General features: G+C 68.1%; 4 protein-coding genes. 1 reads left to right on the forward strand and 3 read right to left on the reverse strand.

Features of this window, described 5'->3' with window-relative positions; translation table 11 throughout:
• The first annotated feature begins 584 nt into the window (after positions 1-584).
• Positions 585-1,652 carry a porin gene (locus tag K206_RS0101240; protein WP_020200587.1) on the forward strand — a complete coding sequence of 356 codons (1,068 nt, stop codon included), beginning with the start codon at positions 585-587 and terminating at the stop codon, positions 1,650-1,652.
• A 405-nt stretch (positions 1,653-2,057) separates the two neighbouring features.
• On the opposite strand, the gene K206_RS0101245 is transcribed toward K206_RS0101240, so the two are convergent.
• From K206_RS0101245 to K206_RS0101255, 3 genes are all read right to left on the reverse strand, one after another.
• Positions 2,058-2,432, reverse strand: a complete 375-nt coding sequence (locus K206_RS0101245) for a hypothetical protein (RefSeq protein ID WP_155887899.1) — start codon at positions 2,430-2,432, stop codon at positions 2,058-2,060.
• A 71-nt stretch (positions 2,433-2,503) separates the two neighbouring features.
• Entirely contained in the window at positions 2,504-3,922 is a 1,419-nt protein-coding gene (locus K206_RS0101250; RefSeq protein WP_020423619.1) for an FAD-binding oxidoreductase, read from the reverse strand.
• 13 nt (positions 3,923-3,935) lie between these two features.
• Positions 3,936-4,796: 2-hydroxyacid dehydrogenase (locus tag K206_RS0101255; protein ID WP_020200590.1), on the reverse strand; the 861-nt coding region annotated here is incomplete at its 5' end.

Raw genomic sequence — 4,796 nt, forward strand, 5'->3', positions numbered from 1 at the left:
GCGCGCCGAACGTATCGCGCACGGCACTTTCCGGGCTGCCGATCATCTTCTGCGCGGTCTGGACGGGTTCCAGCGACGCGCAGGCGGACAGCGCGGCGGCCGCCGCCAGCGCGGCGATCCATCGGGTGATTCGATATGTTCGATATGTTCGATATGTTCGATATGACATGAGCACTCTCCAGCGTCGATGCAGGCCGGTCCCGGGAACGGAAACCGGCTCCGATGCGTCAGCATAGCCCCCTTGATCGTCCACCTCGCCGGGGGTGCCCGCGCACCGGATCCTCGCCGCGCCTCCGGCAAACCCGCATCATGAAATCCGGGATCATTATTGTACTTTGCGATTATCCGATAATTCCGACTCTCCGGTTTATCTATTGCAAGACAATGTTGTAGAGAATCACTAGACATGACACTCCGTGCCGCTTTCCGAAATCGGCACCGCAAACCCCGCTTCGCCCCGTATCCCGCCTGCGGCAAGGATCAGCGCCAGTTGTCATGCTGGCGCAATCCAGGCGTAATGCGTGCCCCAATAGACTCCGGTTTCTATTTTTTTATTTCGATAAATGACAAGCCGGAGAACAAGAATGAGGAAGACAAAATCCGCTCGCATCAAGCTGGCGGCGCTGCTGTGCACCGCGGCGGGCACCGCGCTGGCGCAATCGAGCGTCACGCTGTACGGCGTGGCCGACGTCGGCGTCGAATACCTGTCCAACGCGGCCGCCAAGGGCAGCAAGGGCAGCGCGTACCGGCTCTCGTCCGGCAACATGTCCACCTCGCGCTGGGGCCTGCGCGGCGTCGAAGACCTCGGCGGCGGCCTGAAGGCGGTGTTCGACCTGGAAAGCGGCTTCAACCTCGACGACGGCGGGCAAGGCGGCAACCGGCTGTTCGACCGCAGCGCGGTGGTCGGCCTGGCCGGCGATTTCGGACAGGTCACGCTCGGGCGGCAGACCACCCCGCTGTACGACACCACCATCCGGCTCGACCCGATGGGCTTCGCGCCGCGCTACTCGCTGTTCCGCAGCGACGCGGTGCTGGCCGGGCGCGCCGACAACGCCATCAAATACCGCCGCAGCGTCTCCGGCCTCACGGTCACGGCGCTGTACAGCTTCGGCCGCACCGGCGCCGGCGAAGTGCCCGGCGACAACAAGGTCGACCGCAGCCTTGGCGGCAGCCTGTACTACGAGAACGACACCTTCGCCGCCGGCCTCGTCTACGACGAATACCAGGGCACCTCCGTCGCCGCCCGCAACCAGAAAGACCGCCGCGTGGCGCTCGGCGCCAGCTACGCATTCGGCCCGCTCAGCCCCTACGCCGGCTACCGCTGGCTCAACGGCGACGTGGGCGGCGAAGTCCGCTCCAACCTCTACTGGCTCGGCCTGCGCTACAAGGCCACGCCCGCGCTCTCGTTCTCCGGCGCGGCCTACTACACGGACTTCAGGAACAGCAACGCCGACCCGATGATGTTCGCCGCCTCGGCCAGCTACGTCCTCTCCAAGCGCACCGACGTCTACTTCAACGCCGCCTTCGCGCGCAACAAGAACGGCTCCGAACTCGGCCTGAACGGCTTCAACGCCACCACCGGCGCGCCCAACAGCGTCATCCCGGGCAGGAACCAGACCGGCGTGGTCGCCGGCGTGCGGCATCGCTTCTGAGGCGCCAACGCATATCGACGCTCTCCGCCTGAAACGGGAGCCTTGCGCCCACCGCGTTCCGACGCGGTGGGTTTTTTTGTTTCGCGGTGACGCGGCTAACGCAGATCGTCGAACTGTGCCAAGGCGCCATACGGGGGCGCAGCGTTCCACGGAATGGTCTGTGATTTCCGAGACGCTGCCCCGGCAATCCGGAAACGGGATACTCGCCGAAAATTCCGAGTTGGCACAGGTCTTCACGCTGCCGTGGTCAGCTCCTGGACCACATGGCCTTCGGCGACCGCTTCGCATTGCGCGATGGCGAATCCGATCCCAGGCGGGTTCGAGGGCGAATGGACGCGTTCCGAAGCATGTTCACCCCGCCGGCGTAGACCCGCCCTGCGGTTACACCCGCCATTCACGACGCATTCACCTCCTCCCGGTCCTGTGCCGCCACCACAGGACCATGACAGTCAGCAGGACAATGCAGAGCGACGATGCCACAAACGCGGCATCGTCCTCCTGCGAAGCGTTCTTCGCCCCATACACCGACAGCCACCACCGCCACGGCGAACCCGAAAGATTGGGAGCCACGTCGGGATGCGTGGCCCACCAGACAGCATTCGCGGCGACCGCTGCCGCCAGCCATAGAACCACCAGAATCATTTTCAGCATTGCCATCGACGCACGGCGGATGCCGCGCCAGGAGTCATCCCTGTCCCAGGGACCATGAAGGCAAATGGATAGCATCCGGAAAAGTGCGCGTCCATTGGACGCGTCCGAGAATCGCCCGGCGGCATTCATGGCATATCGGGTAGCGCATGGCCCCATCACGCGGCCGCCGCAACCGGGACCGGCAGCGGACCAGCATCGCCCTAACCAAACACCTTCCCCGGATTCATGATCCCCAGCGGATCCAGCGCCTGCTTGACCCTGCGCATCAATGCCAGTTCCAGCGGGTCCTTGCAGCGGATCAGTTCGTCCACCCTGGCCTGCCCGATGCCCTGCTCGGCGCTGATCGATCCGGCGTGGCGGCGCACGCTGTCGTGCACGAGGCGCAGGATGCCGTCCGCGCTGGCCAGCAGTTCGGCGTCGCTGCTGTCGGCCGTGCGAATCACGTTGTAGTGCAGGTTGCCGTCGCCGAGATGACCGAAGGTGATGCAGCGCGCGCCGGGATGGCGCTCGCGCAGGCGGGCGCCGGTTTCCTCGACGAAACCGACGATGCGCGAGGTCGGCACCGAGATGTCGTGCTTCACGCATTTGCCGTGCTCGGCCAGCGCCAGCGTGATGCTCTCGCGCAGGTGCCAGAAGGCGTCGGCCTGGGCCAGGCTGCCTGCGATGGCGGCGTCGCCGATCTCGCCGGCTTCGAGTGCTTCGCCCAGCAGGCGTTCGAGGCGGCCGCGCGCGTGCTCGCCGCCGTCGCCGCCATCATCGCTGTCGGAGGTTTCGAGCAGCACGTACCAGGGCGCGCCCGCGGGCAGCGGCAGGCGTTGCCGCGGGAATACGCGCGTCACCAGTTCGAGCGCGTCGCCAGACATCAGTTCGAAGCCGGTCAGCGCCGCGCCGGCGCGCGTGCGGCTGCGCGCCAGCAGCGCGACGGCGGCGGCGATCGAGTCGGTGGCGGCCAGCGCCGTGCCTTGCGCCGCCGGCAACGGGAAGAGCTTGAGCGTGGCCGCGGTGATGATGCCCAGCGTGCCTTCGCTGCCGATGTAGAGATCGCGCAGGTCGTAGCCGGCGTTGTCCTTGCGCAGCCCGCGCAGGCCGTGCCAGATCTCGCCTTCGGCGGTGACAACCTCCAGGCCGAGCGCCAGTTCGCGCGCGTTGCCGTAGCGCAGCACCTGGGTGCCGCCGGCGTTGCTGGCGAGGTTGCCGCCGATCATGCAGCTGCCTTCGGCGCCCAGCGACAGCGGGAACAGCCGGCCGGCCGCGTGCGCGGCAGCCTGCACCGTCTGCAGCACGCAGCCGGCTTCGACGGTGATGGTGTCGTTGGCGGTGTCGATCTCGCGCACGCGGTCGAGGCGGCCCAGCAGGACCACCACCGCGCGGCCGCTGGCATCGGGCGTGGCGCCGCCGCACTGGCCGGTGTTGCCGCCCTGCGGCACCACCGGCGCGCCGTGCCGCGCGCACAGGCGGACCACGGCCGCCACGTCCTCGGTGCTGCCCGGGCGCACCACCGCGAGAGCATTGCCGCGATAGAGCTTGCGCCAGTCGGTCAGGTACGGCGCGGCGTCGGCGCCGGTCAATACATGGTACTGGCCCAGCAGGGCTTGCAGGGCATCTAGCAGGACAGGCATGAATCTGGTTTCCTCAATCGCGGATCGGCGTAATCAGCCCGCGCCCTTGCAGGTAGGACGCGGCGTTGTCGATCACGAGCTGCGCCATGTCGCGGCGCGTTTCGTGCGTGGCGCTGCCGACGTGGGGCATCAGCACCACGCTGTCCAGCGCCTTGAGCGCGTCGGGCACCGCCGGCTCGCGCTCCAGCACGTCGAGGCCGGCGCCGCCCAGCCGTCCGGCCGCCAGCGCCGCCACCATCGCGTCCTGGTCGATCACGGTGCCGCGCGCGATGTTGACGAGGATGCCTTGGGGCCCAAGCGCCTCGATAATTTGCGCAGACACCAGGTGATGCGTGGCCAGGCCGCCGACGCAGGCCACCACGAGGAAATCGGCCCAGTCGGCCAGCGCCGCCAGCGAAGGCTCGAAGCGGTAAGGACTGCCGGCCCTGGGACCGCGGTTGTGATAGGCGACCTGCATGTCGAAGCCCAGCCCGCGCCGCGCGATGGCCTCGCCGATGCGGCCCATGCCGAGGATGCCCAGCCGCTTGCCGCCGACGCGCGTGGACAGCGGAAACGCGCCGATGGTGCGCCATTGGCCGCCGCGCACGTAGCGGTCGCCTTCGGCGATGCGCCGCGCGGCGGCGATCAGCAGGCCCCAGGCCAGGTCGGCCACGCAGCCGTCGAGCACGTCCGGCGTGTAGCTGACCTGGATGCCGCGGGCGCGCGCGGCGCCGAGGTCGATGGTTTCGTAGCCCACGCCCCAACTGCAGATCGCTTCCAGTTCGGGCATGAGCGCCATCATCTGCGCGCTGCAGCCGTAGCGCACCGAGGTCACCGCCACCCGCGCGCCGGCGCCGCGCGCCGCCAGGCAGGCCAGCGGCTCGCTCTCCCGCCA

The organism is Cupriavidus sp. WS, from assembly GCF_000395345.1.
Lineage (GTDB): Bacteria > Pseudomonadota > Gammaproteobacteria > Burkholderiales > Burkholderiaceae > Cupriavidus > Cupriavidus basilensis_B.

Bases quoted from the DNA above. Each gene is read 5' to 3' on its own strand.
- K206_RS0101240 (WP_020200587.1), top strand. From the start codon at position 585: ATGAGGAAGACAAAATCCGCTCGCATCAAGCTGGCGGCGCTGCTGTGC.
- K206_RS0101245 (WP_155887899.1), bottom strand. From the start codon at position 2,432: ATGAATGCCGCCGGGCGATTCTCGGACGCGTCCAATGGACGCGCACTT.
- K206_RS0101250 (WP_020423619.1), bottom strand. From the start codon at position 3,922: ATGCCTGTCCTGCTAGATGCCCTGCAAGCCCTGCTGGGCCAGTACCAT.